At 45.6% G+C, this 16,647-nt stretch carries 9 protein-coding genes; 4 read left to right on the forward strand and 5 right to left on the reverse strand.

Annotated features, from left to right (window positions below):
- Positions 1–80: 80 nt before the first annotated feature.
- Positions 81–3,596, forward strand: coding sequence for a sacsin N-terminal ATP-binding-like domain-containing protein (locus tag QUB14_RS21105; protein ID WP_333218690.1), 3,516 nt, complete (start codon positions 81–83; stop codon positions 3,594–3,596).
- Positions 3,586–4,758: a hypothetical protein gene (locus tag QUB14_RS21110; protein WP_333218691.1), complete on the forward strand. Its 1,173-nt coding sequence runs from the start codon at positions 3,586–3,588 to the stop codon at positions 4,756–4,758. The genes QUB14_RS21105 and QUB14_RS21110 overlap by 11 nt, the downstream gene beginning before the upstream one ends.
- Before the next feature lie 118 nt (positions 4,759–4,876).
- Here QUB14_RS21110 and argZ read toward each other — a convergent pair whose 3' ends face one another.
- The 3 genes from argZ to QUB14_RS21125 all read right to left on the reverse strand — a co-directional run bounded on the left by argZ (position 4,877) and on the right by QUB14_RS21125 (position 12,031).
- Positions 4,877–6,991 carry a bifunctional arginine dihydrolase/ornithine cyclodeaminase gene (argZ, locus tag QUB14_RS21115; protein WP_333218692.1) on the reverse strand — a complete coding sequence of 705 codons (2,115 nt, stop codon included), beginning with the start codon at positions 6,989–6,991 and terminating at the stop codon, positions 4,877–4,879.
- A 377-nt stretch (positions 6,992–7,368) separates the two neighbouring features.
- Positions 7,369–10,521 (reverse strand): PAS domain-containing protein, encoded by a 3,153-nt coding sequence (locus tag QUB14_RS21120; RefSeq protein WP_333218693.1) that lies wholly within the window; start codon positions 10,519–10,521, stop codon positions 7,369–7,371.
- A gap of 571 nt (positions 10,522–11,092) precedes the next feature.
- Positions 11,093–12,031 (reverse strand): glycosyltransferase, encoded by a 939-nt coding sequence (locus QUB14_RS21125; RefSeq protein WP_333218694.1) that lies wholly within the window; start codon positions 12,029–12,031, stop codon positions 11,093–11,095.
- Positions 12,032–12,411: 380 nt separating this feature from the next.
- Here QUB14_RS21125 and QUB14_RS21130 point away from each other — a divergent pair, with 380 nt between their 5' ends.
- Positions 12,412–13,620 (forward strand): argininosuccinate synthase, encoded by a 1,209-nt coding sequence (locus QUB14_RS21130; RefSeq protein ID WP_333218695.1) that lies wholly within the window; start codon positions 12,412–12,414, stop codon positions 13,618–13,620.
- Positions 13,621–13,758: 138 nt separating this feature from the next.
- Here the strand turns inward: QUB14_RS21130 and QUB14_RS21135 are convergent, their stop codons facing one another.
- A complete protein-coding gene (locus tag QUB14_RS21135; RefSeq protein WP_333218696.1) occupies positions 13,759–13,881 on the reverse strand; it encodes a hypothetical protein in 123 nt (40 codons plus the stop codon).
- Positions 13,882–13,939: 58 nt separating this feature from the next.
- On the opposite strand from QUB14_RS21135, the gene QUB14_RS21140 reads away from it, so the two are divergent.
- Positions 13,940–14,212 (forward strand): hypothetical protein, encoded by a 273-nt coding sequence (locus QUB14_RS21140; RefSeq protein ID WP_333218697.1) that lies wholly within the window; start codon positions 13,940–13,942, stop codon positions 14,210–14,212.
- 26 nt (positions 14,213–14,238) lie between these two features.
- On the opposite strand, the gene QUB14_RS21145 is transcribed toward QUB14_RS21140, so the two are convergent.
- The gene (locus QUB14_RS21145) at positions 14,239–16,569 is read right to left on the reverse strand and encodes a polynucleotide kinase-phosphatase (RefSeq protein WP_333218698.1); all 2,331 of its coding nucleotides are present in this window, start codon (positions 16,567–16,569) and stop codon (positions 14,239–14,241) included.
- Between the last annotated feature and the right edge of the window lie 78 nt (positions 16,570–16,647).

The following is a 16,647-nucleotide window of genomic DNA, read 5'->3' on the forward strand; positions in this document are numbered from 1 at the left end:
TCGCTTGTATAGTATTAGGTACAAAGTGAAGATGCGCGATCGCATTTAAATTCCTCCCGCTTTTAGTCGTCAGAACATCTATGGCTTACAGCAACAGCGAAATTGAGGGCAAGTCTTTCTACCAATCCGAACCCTTGATCGCCCGCTTGAGAGGGATTATCCGAGATTATCCCGAAGGCGTTGGCATTATCAAAGAGTTGATCCAAAATGCTGACGACGCTAAAGCAACGCGGGTAGAAATTACTCTTGATTGGCGCCACCATCCGGTCAAACAATTGCCTGACGATCGTATGGTACTGCTAATGGGGCCGGCGATGTTAGTCTACAACGATCGCGTGTTTGCAGATAAAGATTTTGAGAGCATTCGCAGTCTGGGACAAAGCGAAAAAGCGCGAGATTTGCAGAAAACGGGTAGATTTGGCGTCGGGTTTAATGCAATATATCACGTTACAGATTATCCGAGTTTCGTATCGCGCGATCGGATCATCTTTTTTGACCCTCACGGTGCAGCTATTCCCGGCACTTCCCGACAAGAACCCGGACGCGAGTGGAATTTAGCAGACGCTAAATGGTACGAACAATATCCCGATTTTATGCAAGTCTACGCAGCGGGAGGATTGCCATTAGGAGATACAAATTTTAAAGGCACTTTGTTTCGCTTGCCCTTGAGAACCGCAGAACACGCTAAAAATAGCGAAATTCGCAAACAAGCTTTTACCGAATCCAACGTCAAGGAACTACTAGACGCACTGATTAATTCAGGTGAAGAACTGCTGCTATTCCTGAAATCTGTTCAGGAAATTAGAGTTTACGAAATACCCGCCAACAGTCAACAAACTCGGCAAGAGATTCTGGCGATTGTTACCCAGAACCAGCAAGAAGTACGAGAAGCGCGGCAACAACTCCTCGATGCAATTCCCAAGACAGCAGACCAATTGCTGGAATTGTGCCACAAGAATCCAGCCGGTTTAATATCAGTTTCTTACCGCCACGAGATAGAAACGATTAGCGGGAATCGGAATACCAAATCAACTTGGAGAACAGTAAGTTTAATTCGCACAGATGAAGGCGGCGAGTTGGCAAAAGTCATAAAAGCAATGTACGAAAGCCAAGAAAAAGTCTTGCCTTGGGCGGGCGCTGCTGCTAGGATTAATGCTGTTAGTACCGAGGAAAATCCTCAACCTGTGGGCGGGAAAGTTTACTGTTTTTTGCCGCTTCCCCTGGAAAGCGGGCTGCCCGTTCACATCAACGGTTTTTTTAACTTAAATAGTTCGCGGGACAACCTCAGCAGCGACAGCGGACAAACTGGAAAAGACCGACCGAGATCTATTTGGAACCAACTACTCGCGCAGCACGTTTTGTCCCACGCTTATGCTAACTTAATTGTTGATTTAGTGCAAGATATTGGCAGGTATCAGGCAGAGGAATTTTATAAATTTTGGCCGATTAGCAAAATTACTGTCAGCAAAGTTCTAGAAGAACTGCCCCGCTTTGTAATCGAGTTATTATATAATAAAAAAGTTGTGCGCTCCGCTGTAGAACACGCTGTAAATGAACGTCTATTGGGCGTGATAGTGATGTCGCAAACAAGATGGGTGACGCCTCCGACAGTCAGAAATCTACCTTCTAAAAAGTTCTGGGACAACTTATTAGAACCGCTGCGCGCCGACAAGATTGACATTCCCGAACCGCCATTGCCAGAGTCAATTTTGGGAGTTTTCAAAGATGCAGGTTTGCCCTTGCCAACATTCACTGCGGCGAACTTGCGAAAGCACTTAACCGAAAATAAAGAGTTAGGTGTACCTTTGAAAAATGCACCGAAACCAAGCTTGCAAAAGAGACATTGGGTTGCGAATATGCTGCGCTATTGCATCAGCGACAATCACCGAGATTTGCGAGGTTTGCCGTTAGCTATTCTCGCTAATAATACTTTACAAGTATTTGGTTATAACCCGATAGGAACTGTTTACATTTCAGAGTATGCACCAAGGCAGATATTTGCCAATCATCTAGAATGGTTTTTGCACGGAGATTTAACCAATGTATTGCCTCCACATAACATGATTGGCGTTTCAGAGATGAATGCCGCAGAAGTAGCGAAGAAATTGGTGCACGTAATTGGTTCAACGCAGTCAGAATGTGATTGGCAAGCTGATGCACCACATCCACCAAATGCAGAGTGGCTGACTCTCGTATACAATTATTTTTTCAATATCTCACCCAGATATCTGTCGCAAGAAACAATCGATGAATTGAAGAAAGTTCCGCTGGTTCCGGGAAATGATGGGAAGCTTTACAAAGGAGGAAAACTTGACACTCCTTTGTTGGGCGGCGATAATATTGCAGCGGAAATGATGGAAGCTGTACAGTATTTTGGGGTGACGCTTGTCAAAGCACCAGTAAAACTTGAAAGTGCGATCGCACAATTTGCCCAACGACACAAAAATCAGTTAATTTCGTTTGTCGTTGGCCCAGATGTCCTAGATACAGTATCTTCGCGCTACGCCCGAGGTTTGCCACCCTACCACCAAAAGCATTATACATCTCTCCTCAATTTCCTGGGAAATTCAGAGCCACTAGATTACAACCAAGATAGCCTCAATAAGCTGCGTCAACTTCCAATTTACCCCACAACTTCCAACGAAATAGTTTCCCTCAACGATGAAAATGTCTACCTTCCTGGCGGCGGATACGAACCGCCAGAAATTGCAGGTACGTTGAGGCTTTTACGCCTAGAACAAAACCGGGAATGGCTGCGGCTATTCCAACTTTTGCAAGTTCCGGTACTGAATCGCGCTAGACTAATTCGCGAGTGCTTGTTGCCTGAGTATGCGTCATTTGCCCCGGAAGAACAATTAACGGCGCTGGCCTGGATTCGAGATCATCTGAGTGAAGCTTGCAAAGAACTAGAAAAGGGAGGAGAGGATGCTTCCTCATTTAAGGAAGAGCTTAAAAAAGCGCGTTTGGTACGCTGTAGCGATCGCAGATTACGATCTGCCGAATTAATTTACACTCCTGAAAATCAAGTAATCCGCAACATTGTCGGAAATTTAGCAGCTATTCCAGACATGGAATTTTATTCGCAGGATGAGCTACTCTGGCTCGATTTTTTCGAGGGTTTGGGTATGCGAAGAACCTTGAGTGCAGATGACATTGTAGCTGCTGTTGACAATCTAATTCAAACCGCAAATCGTTCAGGTGCAGTTGCAGTAACCGATGCTTGCATTGCTGTTTTTAACTACATCATTGATAATGATAATTGGGATGAACTAAAACATACGAAAATTGCCAATACCAACAAAACACTGGCTGAAACACTCGCAGATAAGCCTTGGGTTCCTGTCGAGCAAAATCCTCAAAAGTTAAGCCAATATCCCGGCGCGGCGATACCTGAACCGAGGCTGTATCGCGCTAAAGATGTCTGTTTCATTCAAGATGTTCGCTTAGTTGCTAGCCAAAAATTTTTATTTGCACGCCCTGAGCGCGACTTGCTGAAGCCCGAAATCAGAACTGCACTTGGTTTTCAGCCTGTAGATACCACTACAGTTATCGACCACTTTGATACACTAATCAAAACTTGGGAAAATGACAGTTGAAATCACGACATCCGACGATTTAAACGCACATTTACAATCAGTAAAGGCAATTTACAAGTATCTCGATAATACTTTCATCAAAGGCAGTATTTCCAGCGAACAACGCCAGCAAATTCAAAAGCGCTTTGCTCACCGTCAATGTCTGTGGGATGAGTCTAGGGGTAAGTTTTGGCGGCCAAAATACGCTTTTTTGGATGACGTGCCTTTTTTCGGCAACCGCCGCACAACTATAGCGGTTTCTAATCCATTTTCCGAAGTCTATCAGCTTTTAGGACAAGGGATATCGCCTGTTGTGCAAGATTACCTAGATTTTCTCGAAGAATTAGCAGCAGAGTACAGCAACACACCTTTAAACGCAGCAGATAAAAACTCTGCGATCGAGGTCATCTGCCGTCTAGAATCTCAACAGTCATTAGAAGGATGCACAGTTAAAAACCCACCGATACTTACTGCTAACATCACACTTGCTCCCGCCTGTGAAGTTCTCATCCCGGACGCACCTTGGCGCAAAGATTACATTGATCCCAACCAGATACTGCACCAGCAAATCTCCCCAAAATTTGCCAAAGCTGCGGGAAGTCTTTCTTTATTAAAAGATGTGATTGAACGTCCGACGACGGTCAAAAATGCCCTAAATGCTAAAAGTAATGATTGGTGTCTAGAATGGCAAAATACGCTAAATTCTCCAGAATTTCTATCTGGTTTAAAGCGGCTGATTTTCCACGAGCGCGACTCTGAACTAATCCTCGATATCATCTGGATTGCAAAGGCTAAAGTTTCGCCAGCTAGTCAAATTCATGTAGATTTATTCTGGAAGGGTGAAACCCAAATCGCGGCATCTATACCGGGGACTCAATACTTTGATGAGTTGAATAAAATATTTCATATTATCAGTAGCAGTAGCAGATACATTATGCTCTGCTATTTAGCAGAGAGTATTAATGCTCGACTCGGCGAATATGCAGTGCAAAATCTGCTGCCGCTGGCAAGCATTCTGGATGCTGAGCCGAACAATATTAATGCTTTGCTAAATGAGTTGCGAATTAGGTCTTTACCGGGCGATTTGTCTGCCGTCACCGCCCCTAATTTAGAAATTACATCCTCTGCAGGAGAAAAGGGCGATCGAAAGGGAGATAGCTCAATTTATTGGGGCGCATTTTGAGCGATGATAATGAGCATTATCGGCTCTGTAAGGTACGCAATGCGTACCCTACCAGCCTCTATTATTCAGTCCGCGCAGGCGGACTTCGTTTGTATAGACGCGGTTTCAACCGCCGAATCTAAACAGATTGAGTTACATGATGGCGGCTAGTCAATTTATCCAATTGATTCACCAACAAACTCAGGAACAATCCCACATCGGTAACAACTCCAGTAGATTCGATCGAACCGCGATCGCTCAATTTCGTCACCACCGCCGGATTAATGTCCACACACACCATCTTCACACCAGCCGGCGTCATATTTCCCACACCAATTGAGTGCAGCATAGACGACAGCATTAACACCATATCCGCACCGCGTAACAGCTCAGTATATTCTTCTTGAGCCTTCACTAAATCCATTTGGGTGTCGGGAAGCGGGCCGTCATCGCGGATCGAACCGGCAAGAGAAAACGGTATATTGTTCTTGACGCACTCATACATCACACCGTTAGTAACCAGCCCGGCTTCAACAGCTTTTGCAATACTCCCGTAACGCCGCACAGTGTTAATTATTTTCAAGTGATGTCGGTGTCCGCCGCGCACAGCTACGCCACGTTTCATGTCAACCCCTAAAGAGGTTCCCATATTCGATTGTTCCATGTCGTGAACTGCGATCGCATTTCCACCTAACAAAGCTTGTACGTAACCTTCCCGAATCAAATGCGCTAAATGTTCGCCACCGCCGGTATGGATGACAACAGGCCCCGCCGTAACTACAACTTTGCCACCGCGATCGCGAATTTGGCGCAATTCCCACGCTACTTGTTCCACTACCAATTCTACGCGGCGCTCGCTAGAAACGCTGCCGGACATAAAGCTGAATTCTTGAGAATTGCGCTGTTCCCGCGATTCTGTTTTGCGGACAGTGCGGATGCCGACCACATCAACAACTACTTTTTCTCCTACTTTTAAATCGCGCAATAATTTGCATTTAGCAACTGGGCCATCAGCAGTTTCCGTAATAGCAACAGCACCGTCCATCCGCTGATTTTGCGCTTTCACCCACTGACCGTTTACCCGCACTTCGGTGGGATAAATCGTACTCACATAAAAGTCGTCCGGGGCGACGCCATCTTGCACTACCGGCTCTAAAATAGCGTCGCAAATCTCTTGCGGCGGAGGAACTGCACCCAAGTCAATCAGCATTCCCATGATTTCTTCCATCACATCGTGGGAAGGAGCCGAAACTTTAACATCCGCAGATGATGTGCTTTGCCGCTGCTCTCCTAAATTGAAATTGAGGACTTGGAAACTGCCGCCGTTTTCGATAATTAAGTCTAAAGCGCGGCTGATTAAACCAGCATCGAGCAAGTGACCTTCCATGCGAATTGTGCGGCTTTCTACCATCACGTTTGGCGATCCATCTTCTTGAATCGGTTCCGTTACCCGCAGCGTCAAGCACTTACAGGCGCCGCCCGCTTTCAGGAATTCGGTCATCGGCGTTTCAATTACTTGAAAACCTGCCTGAGTAATGCGCGTTTTCAAGGCTTCGCTAACCTTGTTCATTACCACTACTTTGTCAATATTGACGGCATTGCAGGCAAAATTGGCGGCATCTGCTTCTTCAATGGCAATGCGTTTTTCCGGCGCAACTCGCATTTCAATTAAGCGGTTGGAGTAGGAGTCAAATGCTGCTGGATAGTAGAGCAAATAGCCACCTGTCAGGGGACAAAAACAGGTGTCTAGGTGATAGAAACGTTCGTCAACTAAACGCAGCGAAAGCACTTCTATGTTGAGCCATTTTGCTAGTAACGGGTGCGAGTCGAGTTCGGAACGGAAGCCGTAGCCGGCCCACAACCAGCGTCCTTCGCGATCGAGCAAAGCATCGCCCGCGCCTTCAAACGGCAAGTCTTTCGGGAGTTCGTGCACCGTGAAACCTTTGCTTTCAAACCATGCTTTGAAATAGGGTTCTTCGCCTTGGCGTTCTTTGTGATAGAAACGGCTGAGGACGAAGGTATTGCCTAAAAGTAAGCCTGCGTTGGCGGTGAAAACCATATCCGGCCAGCCTTTGGCCGGCGGTACCAGGTCTACCACCGCGTTGTCTTTGAGCACGTGGTAGAGTTTTTCCCACTGTTCGACGGCGCGATCGCGCGATGATTTGTGTACGTTGCCCTCCATCCACGGATTAATCACGTAATCCACATCGTAGTGGTCAGGAGCACACATGAGGAAGCGAATTGAGTCAGTCATAATTCAGTAAAAATGTGGTAGACGCTACAGCAGACGTATGTTGACAGAATTTGTATAAGAGCAACTGTAATATTCACTACTAATTTTAGCAGCGTAACGTCTGGAGGCTTTCAAGGCTAACTTTTTATTATATCAGGCTTAGGATTAAATTATACTCAATCACAGACTGTTAGCAAGAAATACTGGATAAAATGCCAGGTTATGACGCAACCTAAAATAGGTTCTGATAGACGATTAATATGGTTTCCGTTCAATTGCCCCCAATTGGACGATCGGGGCGGGTTTACGGTCGTCTCAGGCTGATATTAGAGATTGTTGGTGGACTCGCCCCTACAATAATTATGGTTAATTGGCCGGACAGGATATAACAGCTTATCCTAACTGTTAATTTTCAACTTTTGCGAAATCGGAAGTTCGATCGCAAATTCTGTTCCCCGGCCAACTTCTGAATGACACTCCAACTTACCGCCGTGCCTGTGTTTAACAATTTGGTAACTAATCGACAACCCCAAACCAGTGCCGCTGCCGATCGGTTTGGTAGTAAAAAACGGGTCAAATATCCTTGACTGAACTTCGGGACGGATACCGGGCCCGCTGTCAGAAATCCGCACACACACTTGGTTTTTTCGGCTGACTTCAGTAACAATGCGAATTTGGTTAACTTTGCAAGTACAGCTTGCTGATGACTCTTCCACAGCGTCGATCGCATTCAACAACAAATTCATAAATACCTGGTTTAATTGAGCCGGATAACACTCGACTTTTGGCAGTGTGCCGTAATTTTTAATAAGTTGAATTTCCCGACGTTTTGGCTGTGACTGCAATCGGTGCTGCAAAATCACCAAAGTGCTTTCTATCCCTTCATGAATGTCTATTACTTTGCGCTCTGTTTCGTCAAGTCTCGAAAAGTTTCGCAAAGACAGCACTATCTGCTTAATTCGATTAGCACCTTCTTGCATAGAAGCCATGATTTTCGGAAAATCGTCAGCGATAAAATCTACCTCGATTTCTGCCAATTCTTGAGCTATTTCGGGAACTGGTGCGGGATAGTGTTGCTGATAAAGGCTGAGCAATTTTACTAAATCGCAAGCGTACTGTTTGGCGGGAAGAATATTGCCGTAGATGAAGTTGACCGGGTTATTAATTTCGTGGGCAACTCCCGCTACCATTTGCCCGATACTTGACATTTTTTCGGATTGAATGAGCTGGGATTGAGCATTTTTTAAGTATTCCAGAGTTTGTTCTAACTGTTGCGCTTTTTCCCGTTCTCGCAGTTCGCTAAGTAGCAAATCTGCTTCGGCTTGTTTGCGATCGCTAATATCGGTATGCGTGCCCGTCATCCGCACAGGATTTCCCGAAGCGTCGCGTTCCATCACCTTCGCTTGACTCAAAATCCACTTCCACTCGCCGGATTTTGTCAGCATCCGAAATTCCTTTTCGTAAGTCGGCTCTTTGCCTTCTAGGTGAGCATTTAGCGCTGCTTTAACCGAACGCCAATCCTCTGGATGTACCAGTTGCTCCCACGATGCGATATTATTTTCTATTTCCTCTACTTCATATCCTAGCATCGTTTTCCACCGCGAATTAAAATAGACTTCGGCCGTGACAAGATTCCAATCCCACAATCCCATCGCACTGCCTTCAAAAGCCAGCTCAAAACGTTCTTCACTAAGAAGCAAAGCAGCTTCGGCTTGTTTGCGATCGCTAATATCCATTACTGTTCCCAACAGTTTGATTACTTCCCCGGTTTCGTTAAAAACCGCTTCTCCCCTTCCTTCCACGTAGATAATTTGACCGCTAGTATGAAAAAATCGGAACTCTCTTTTGTAGGAAATGCCTTGCGAGATAGTGAGGGTGACAGTTTTTTGAAACAAGTGTCTGTCGCCGGGATGACACATCTTTAAAAGTTGGGCAGATGTCGGTTCAGTTGCAGTTGAGTCAAGACCAAAAATGCGGAATACTTCTTCTGACCAAGTAATTTTATGGGTGACTAAATCAAATTCCCAACTGCCGATATGGGCAATTTTCTGGGCTGCTGCTAGACTAGCTTCGCTCTGTTGAAGTTTAAGTCGCTGTTGTTTATCTTGTTCGAGAAGATTGGCTTGAGCGATCGCAATTCCCATCTGTGCCGCCACAGCGTTCAATAATCTGATCTCATCCTGCGTCCAGTGACGCGGGCTATCGTACTGGTGCAAGCATATCATTCCGTTGGCTTTTGCCTGGTAGGAAGTGCGGATGGATATCAGCGACTTCAAACCTATTTGACAGCACAAATCTCTGACGTTTTCTAGCAGGGGTTCGGAAAAAACATCGTCAGAAACTACAGCTTGATCTTGGGACAATAAAAACTGAACGTGAGGATTGCCCTCTACGGGGATTTCTAAATCTAAAAGTGATTGTGATGGGCCTTTTCTGTACTCAGCGACATTAAAAATTCGGGGAACTGGGTTTTCTGTGTAGGTGTGAATCAAGCAGCAATCGGCATTAAAAATTCGACCTATTTGGGCCGCCGCGGTTTGAAAAACTTGCTCGGGATTTAAGCTGTAGCGGATTTCGAGAGTAATTGTTTCTAGAAGAAATCGTTGCTTGATTTGCCGTTCCAAAGCAGCTAAAGCTGTTTTAAGTTCGAGTTCTGCTTGTTTGCGATCGCTAATTTCAGCAGCAGTTCCCAGAATTTTCCAAGGTTGGCCCTGCGCTGTTCTGGCAAACACGCTGTCCCGGCTGCAAAACCACCGATATTCACCATTCTTATGCTGTATCCGGTATTCAAAATCAAAGCTTTCGCCATCTTTTGCTGTCGCAATTTTTTTTCTTTGTTCTAAGAATCCAGGGATATCGTCAGGGTGTATTAACTTAGGAATAAATGTGGCTGCCATCTGCTGTATTTCTTCAAACGTGTAGCCAATATCGCTATAGATTTCGCGGTTGACGTAGAGACTTCTCTCTTCTATCAAATCGTAAACGTACAATAAATTAGGATTCGTTTTAATTACTGCCGACAGCCAGTGCTGGCTTTCTCGTAGTTGTGCTTCGATCCGCTTGCGTTCTTCTATTTCAGCTTCTAACAGCACATTTTTTGCTAAAATTTCTTTAGAAAGCCGACTGAGCAGCAGTTGATTTTCGACGCGAGCTACGACTTCTTCTATTTCAAACGGTTTAGTAATGTAGTCTACCGCCCCCAGCGAAAAAGCTTTGACTTTATCAAAAACTTCATTTAAAGAGCTGATAAAGATCACAGGAATATTTTTCGTTTTCGGAGACGCTTTTAGCTGTTCGCAGACTTGATAGCCATCCATACCGGGCATCATGATGTCCAGCAAAATCAAATCCGGTGGACTCGATACAGCAAAGTTGAGGGCCAATTTGCCATCTCGTGTCGGCCGCACTTTATATCCCCGCTTAGACAAAAGCCGGGATACAAGTCGCAAGCTTTCTGGATTGTCGTCCACCATTAAAATATTTTCTTGTAAAGCAGTGTTTGGAAGTCTAATTGTTTCTCGTCTGGGATTTTTCTCGTCAGTTGTATTCACAGCAGACCCTCAAATTATTCAAATTTTTCCTGTGGGAATAGTTTTAAGTCATTAACCGTTTGTAGCTAACACTTTCAGGTAAACCAGCACAACTCTTGGGTAGATAGCACACTCCTAAATTATCTGTAATTATATCAAAAATAAGAAGAGTGGGAAAATGTGTGGAAATCTAATTATCGCAGCCCATCAAGAAAACAGCCGAGATTCCTCAAATCACAGGCTCAGCAAGCAACTTGGATTAAAGGTAAAATTTTTACAATGTCTAGAACCGGGTTTCGCCTGCCTTTACCTGGTGGCTCGCTATTGTGTTTTCTAAGCAAATATCCTTAGTCGAAATGACAATTAAAACACCCCCCGATCAGTGGTGTCAACTTAAGACTAAAATCCTTTGTTTCTCTGGTTTGTATCCAAGTCTTGAGTCCGGTAAATTCCCTTTCTTAAGCAAGGCTAGGAGAATTTAGGCATAAGTGTCAACCAGTATACCGTTACTACATTTGAGCTTAAGTTGACACCAATGGGCCCTGAAACACTCCTACAATATCTTATATTTTATTTGCACCGTCCGGCTGATTTATGGTATCTTTGTCTCGACCTGCAATTCCCCACAAGCGGCGTACACGGCTTTCACGTTATACCAATTCAGAAAAATCCGAGCGATTTCTAAAGCTAACTGCGGCTTACCTCGGTCAATCAACCACTGCAAAAAAGGAGTCATCGTCCGCTCGTTCAGCATCCCACCTAATGATAAAACTCCCCACAGTATTTGGTGCAAAACAGTCATTTGAATCATCATCCGCACTTCCCAACTTGGGTGCTTTTGATAAAACAAAACTCCCATTCTCCCGCGCTGAATTTCTCGGTCAATCATGCCCGGAATGTGCTCTAAACTAAAAGGTGGATGCCAGTGATAACCCACAGCCGCTGGACATTTAATCAATTTTAAACCTAATTTTTTCAACCTAACACCCAATTCTAAGTCTTCCCATCCGTACAGTTGAAAGCGAGTGTCAAAAAGTCCAGCAGCCAGCAGCCAGTGGCGGGCGATCGCCACATTTCCTGTAGCAAAATAAGCTGCCGAAAAATCCGTTATTTTGTAAGGTTCCGAAGTAGGATTGTCGAAATTGCAAGTATTAATCACGCTGCCGTAAGTAAAAACCGCATCAGTATCTTTGTAACCCTGTAGCAAAGCATCTGCGTGGGCTTGCAAAAAATGCTCTGTTACCACCAAATCGCTGTCAATAAAAATAATCGTATCGCCCTTAGCATCTTCAACGCCCAAATTCCGGGCAGCGGCTGGGCCTTGGTGACATTGGGCGATCGATCGCACATGAGGCAACAAGTCGGCATCTGCGGCCAACCACTCCAGCGTCCCGTCGGTCGATCCGTCGTCCACGACAATTACTTCATACTCTCTGACAATCTCACCGAACTCCTGATTTTCCAAAGCCAGTAGACATTTTGCCAAAATCGGTTTACGATTGTACGTCGGAATCACAACACTAAAAAACACGGTTTTTCCCCATCTCCAGAGTTACCGTATCCCACGGTAGCAGATTTTTCGCAGCAACTCCCCCGCGAAATAGCCAAGTTTAGCAAAAAAAGAATATATAAATCTGTACTATTTCTGACAAGAATCGATCTCAATTAGGTGCATAATGAAAAGTCGGTTAAATATCACATCTTGCACCATTCTCCAGAACAGGCAAGATGCCTGTTCCACAAAAATTTAATTTTATTGTGGGGCCGGCATCTTACACTATTCTCCCGAACAGGCAAGATGCCTGTGCCACAAAAATTTAATTTTATTGTGGGGTGGGCATCTTGCCCGCCCCTAAAAGGCTGATTCACAGCGGGTGCAAGATGTCAGTTAAATTCAGGATGTAAAGAGCAATGAGTCGCGCTAAAAAAGTTGTCCTAGCATATTCGGGCGGAGTCGATACCTCCGTCTGCATTCCTTACCTCAAAAACGAGTGGGGTGTTGAAGAAGTAATTACTCTGGCCGCGGATTTGGGACAGGGAGACGAATTAGAACCGATCCGCAAAAAAGCTTTAGCATCCGGTGCTTCGGAATCTTTAGTTATTGATGCTACCGAAGAATTTGTCAAAGACTATGCGTTTCCAGCGATTCAAGCTAACGCACTTTACGAAAACCGTTATCCCCTTTCGACTGCCCTGGCTCGCCCGCTGATTGCTAAATTGTTAGTAGAAGCTGCGGAAAAATACGGTGCAGATGCGATCGCCCACGGTTGCACAGGTAAAGGAAACGATCAGGTGCGGTTCGATGTGTCGATCGGCGCGCTCAACCCCAAGATTAAGATTTTAGCACCTGCGCGGGAGTGGAAAATGAGCCGCGAGGAAACGATCGCATACGGCGAGAAATGCGGCATTCCGTCGCCCGTGAAAAAGTCTTCCCCTTACAGTATCGATCGCAACTTATTAGGAATGGCAATCGAAGCCGGAATCCTCGAAGATCCTTGGGCGGAACCGCCGGAAGAGGTGTATTTGATGACAAAGGCGATCGAACAAACTCCCGACACACCCGAATACATAGAAATCGATTTCGCTTGCGGAAATCCTGTCAGTTTGAACGGCAAAGAGTTATCACCAGTCGCCTTAATTTCCCAACTCAACGAAATAGTTGGAAACCACGGAGTCGGCCGGATTGACATGATTGAAAACCGCTTAGTCGGGATTAAATCGCGGGAAATTTACGAAACACCAGCGATTTTAGTTTTGATGCAGGCGCACCGAGACTTAGAAAGTTTGACGCTGACAGCCGATGTGACGCGGTACAAACGCGGCATCGAAGAAACCTACAGCCAAATGATTTACAACGGTCTTTGGTACAATCCTTTGAAAACTGCTTTAGACGCATTTATTCAGGACACGCAAAAGCGAGTAACTGGAACCGTGCGGCTCAAACTATTCAAAGGAAATGCGACAATTGTTGGCCGCAAATCGGAAAATTCTCTCTACAGTTTCGACTTAGCAACCTACGGCGCAGAGGACGAATTCGATCACAAAGCTGCTGAAGGATTTGTCTATGTTTGGGGGCTACCAACCCGCGTTTGGTCGGAGAAGAATAGAGGTTATAAATAGGAGCGAATTAGGGTTAAAAACTCGATGTTAAGCCGCCCAATCGAATTCGGATGAAAAATCCGATGTTAATTAAGAGCCGGGTGGGCATTGCCCACCTGTTTCGCGGATTAAAAGTAGGGCGCGCATCGCTCTTTCTACCTATGCCGGACTCAATTTTTCCCAAAAAACTTGCACGACTAGATCCGGTTCTTCGCTGCATCGGGTAGCGTCGTAATGTTTGACAAGACAGATGCCAGAATCTATCAAAAGCCGATCGCACATTTCATCTTCTGTTGCGTTTTGATAGCAGGATTCGCTGTCTGTTTTCAGTATCCCTAGCTTGTTTTGGTGGAATATCAGAAAGTCAACTTCTTGGTTTTGTCTCCCTGCGGCTGTTGTCAGTTGGAGTTGGGGGTTGAGGTTTAGGAATCCTCAAACACTAGAGTTTCTCAATACTTACCAGCAATCCGAACCAGCACGGCTGGCGGCCGAATCAGCCTTGCGCGAGCTTGTTTCTCAACTGTTAAATTCGGGCATGAATTTAGCGCAAGTCGCACAAATGATGAATTTATCGACATTGGGAGTACAGCGATTAGTAGGAGGAAATGAATGAGCGATCGCCTGCTTTCTACCTTCAGATTACAGCCTCGGATCGACAGGTTCGCTCTCCATCGCTAAAACTCCGAAAACGCACTCGTGAACTTGTCTCAATGGAGCACCCGCAACAAATCTCTCCAATGCTTCTATACCGAGAGCAAACTCTCGCAACGCCAAAGAACGCTTGCCGGAAAGCCCGCGCGATCGCAATTTTTCTAAATGTTCCGGCAAAGAATATTCCAGACCATAAATAATTCGCAAATACTCTTTACCGCGACATTTTACCGCAGGTTGTACGAGTCCTTTGCTATTTTTCACAATAAAATCCATTGGTTTAACAACCATTCCTTCGCCTCCCGCCTCCGTCAGTTTTTCCCACCATTGAATCCCTGCGGATCTGCTGTCAAAATCGGCAATTTCAACTATTTTGTATTCAGTAGCTAACAGAAATTCCGGGTCAGCTTTACAAATTTGTGAAATCTGTTCCATGTGCCAACAGTGATTTTTGTCAGTGTGAACTGTACCCTCGGTTGCCAAGATGTGGAAAGGTGCTAATTTGAGATCCAAGAGCGATTTCACAGGCCAGCAGTAGCGCTGATAGGCATGAACATAGCGATCGGCTAGTTCGGCTCGCTCTTGATAGCTGGTTAGCAAAGAATTAATTTCAACTCCCCGCTGGTTTGCCTGTTCTAAGTTCTTAATCGCCTCCGCAAACCCGTGACGAGATGCTGTTCCCACGGCGGCGTATTGCTCTTTCAATAAACCTTGAGCTTTGGCTGACCAAGGCATTAATTCGCAGTCCAAACACACCCAATCGGTTTGAAAATTCTCCCAAAAATTGCTCGCAGTGAGAGCGACATTTACCCGCGCTAAAAATTCTCTTTCTAAGGTAGAATTATCGAAAAAATGCCGTCCCGTGCGGGTGTAGCAAATGCCCATACTCTCGCTGAGAATGCCAAAGCGGCGTAAAGCTGCCGATGCGTCGCGGCACACGATCGCAACTGCACGGGAACCCATGTGCTTTTCTTCGCACACAACTGTCGATATGCCCTGCTGTTGGTAGTAGCTAAATGCTTCGGCTGGATGTTCTAAAAGTCCTGGTTCGTTGGAGGTAGCAGCGGGAGACATTGTGGGGGGCAAATAAATCAGCCATTTGGGATTGGCGGCAAACCGACTCATTACTTCTAGGGCTGCGATCGCATTTTCTTCTTTAATCGTAATGTTACTTTGCAGGCGAGTTGAAATAATGCGTTTTCCGAGTACGTCGCTAATGTCCAGTACGTCATCAAACTGCTGTTGGGCGGTGAGATTTACTGCCGCAAAACCGCTATTGAGCGCGGGTGAATTAATGTCTCTATTGTTAAGTGGAGTTGGGCTGTCTTGAAAGAGGATCGGTTTGGCAGGTTCGCAGTAAATTCTAGCAGCAGGAACGCTGACAAATTCTCTTTCGGGATACCGCAAAGCTGTTAGTTTGCCTCCGAAAACGCAGCCAGTGTCAATATCAACTGTATTGTTGAACCATTCTGTTTCTGGAACGGGGGTGTGTCCGTAAACAACTGCTGCCTGACCTCGATATTCGGCGGCCCAATTGTAGCGGACGGGCAAGCCGAATTCATCGATTTCGCCAGTTGTTTCTCCGTACAAGGCGAAATCTCGAATGCGGCGGGATGCGCGTCCCTGGAATTCAGCTTTCATCCCGGCGTGGGCGACGACTAATTTTCCGCCATCGAGGACGTAATGCCCAATCAAACTATCTAAAAATTGGCGAATTTCTCGTACTGCTGATTCGCGCAATTCATCGGGTAAAGCGGCAATTTCTGCTAAGGTTTGTTCCAGTCCGTGGTTAATTTTGAGATTTTTGCCGTTGAGTTTTCGCAGCAGTTTGATGTCGTGATTTCCAGGTACGCATAAAGCTGTTTCTGCGAGTACCATGTTTCGCACGAGTTTGAGGGTGTCGAGAATGCGCGGGCCCCGATCGACCAAATCGCCCAAAAACACGGCTTTACGCCCTTCCGGGTGCGCGTAGGTGGGAAAATTCCCCAAATCGGATTCGCTGGATTTTTCGATAATTTGATAGCCCAACTGTTGCAGCAATTGTTCCAATTCGTCGCAGCATCCGTGAACGTCGCCGATGATGTCAAAAGGGCCGCAGTCGCCTTTGCGATTGTTCCACAAAGGTTGTCTCTCGACTTCCACCGCGTCGATTTCCTCTGGGGAACGGAGGACGTAAACGTACCGAAATCCTTCGCGATCGAGAGATTTGAGCGATCGCTTTAAATTCTGAACGTGGCGGCGAATTACATGATTTCCAAAATTGCGGTTTGGACGTTGTTGATTGCGATCGCCACACAATTTTTCTGGTAAATCTAGCACAATACAGCACTTTGCTTAACAATTAGGTACAATAGTAGAGGTGGTAAAAAAGAGAAAAATGAAACCCTACTCCCTAGA

Source organism: Microcoleus sp. B3-D2 (assembly GCF_036705345.1).
Taxonomy (GTDB): domain Bacteria; phylum Cyanobacteriota; class Cyanobacteriia; order Cyanobacteriales; family Microcoleaceae; genus Microcoleus.

Excerpts from the sequence above, each read along its gene's own strand:
- argZ (WP_333218692.1), bottom strand. The coding sequence starts at position 6,991 with ATGACTGACTCAATTCGCTTCCTCATGTGTGCTCCTGACCACTACGAT.
- QUB14_RS21135 (WP_333218696.1), bottom strand. The coding sequence starts at position 13,881 with ATGTGCGATCGGCTTTTGATAGATTCTGGCATCTGTCTTGTCAAACAT.
- QUB14_RS21105 (WP_333218690.1), top strand. The coding sequence starts at position 81 with ATGGCTTACAGCAACAGCGAAATTGAGGGCAAGTCTTTCTACCAATCC.
- QUB14_RS21110 (WP_333218691.1), top strand. The coding sequence starts at position 3,586 with ATGACAGTTGAAATCACGACATCCGACGATTTAAACGCACATTTACAA.
- QUB14_RS21130 (WP_333218695.1), top strand. The coding sequence starts at position 12,412 with ATGAGTCGCGCTAAAAAAGTTGTCCTAGCATATTCGGGCGGAGTCGAT.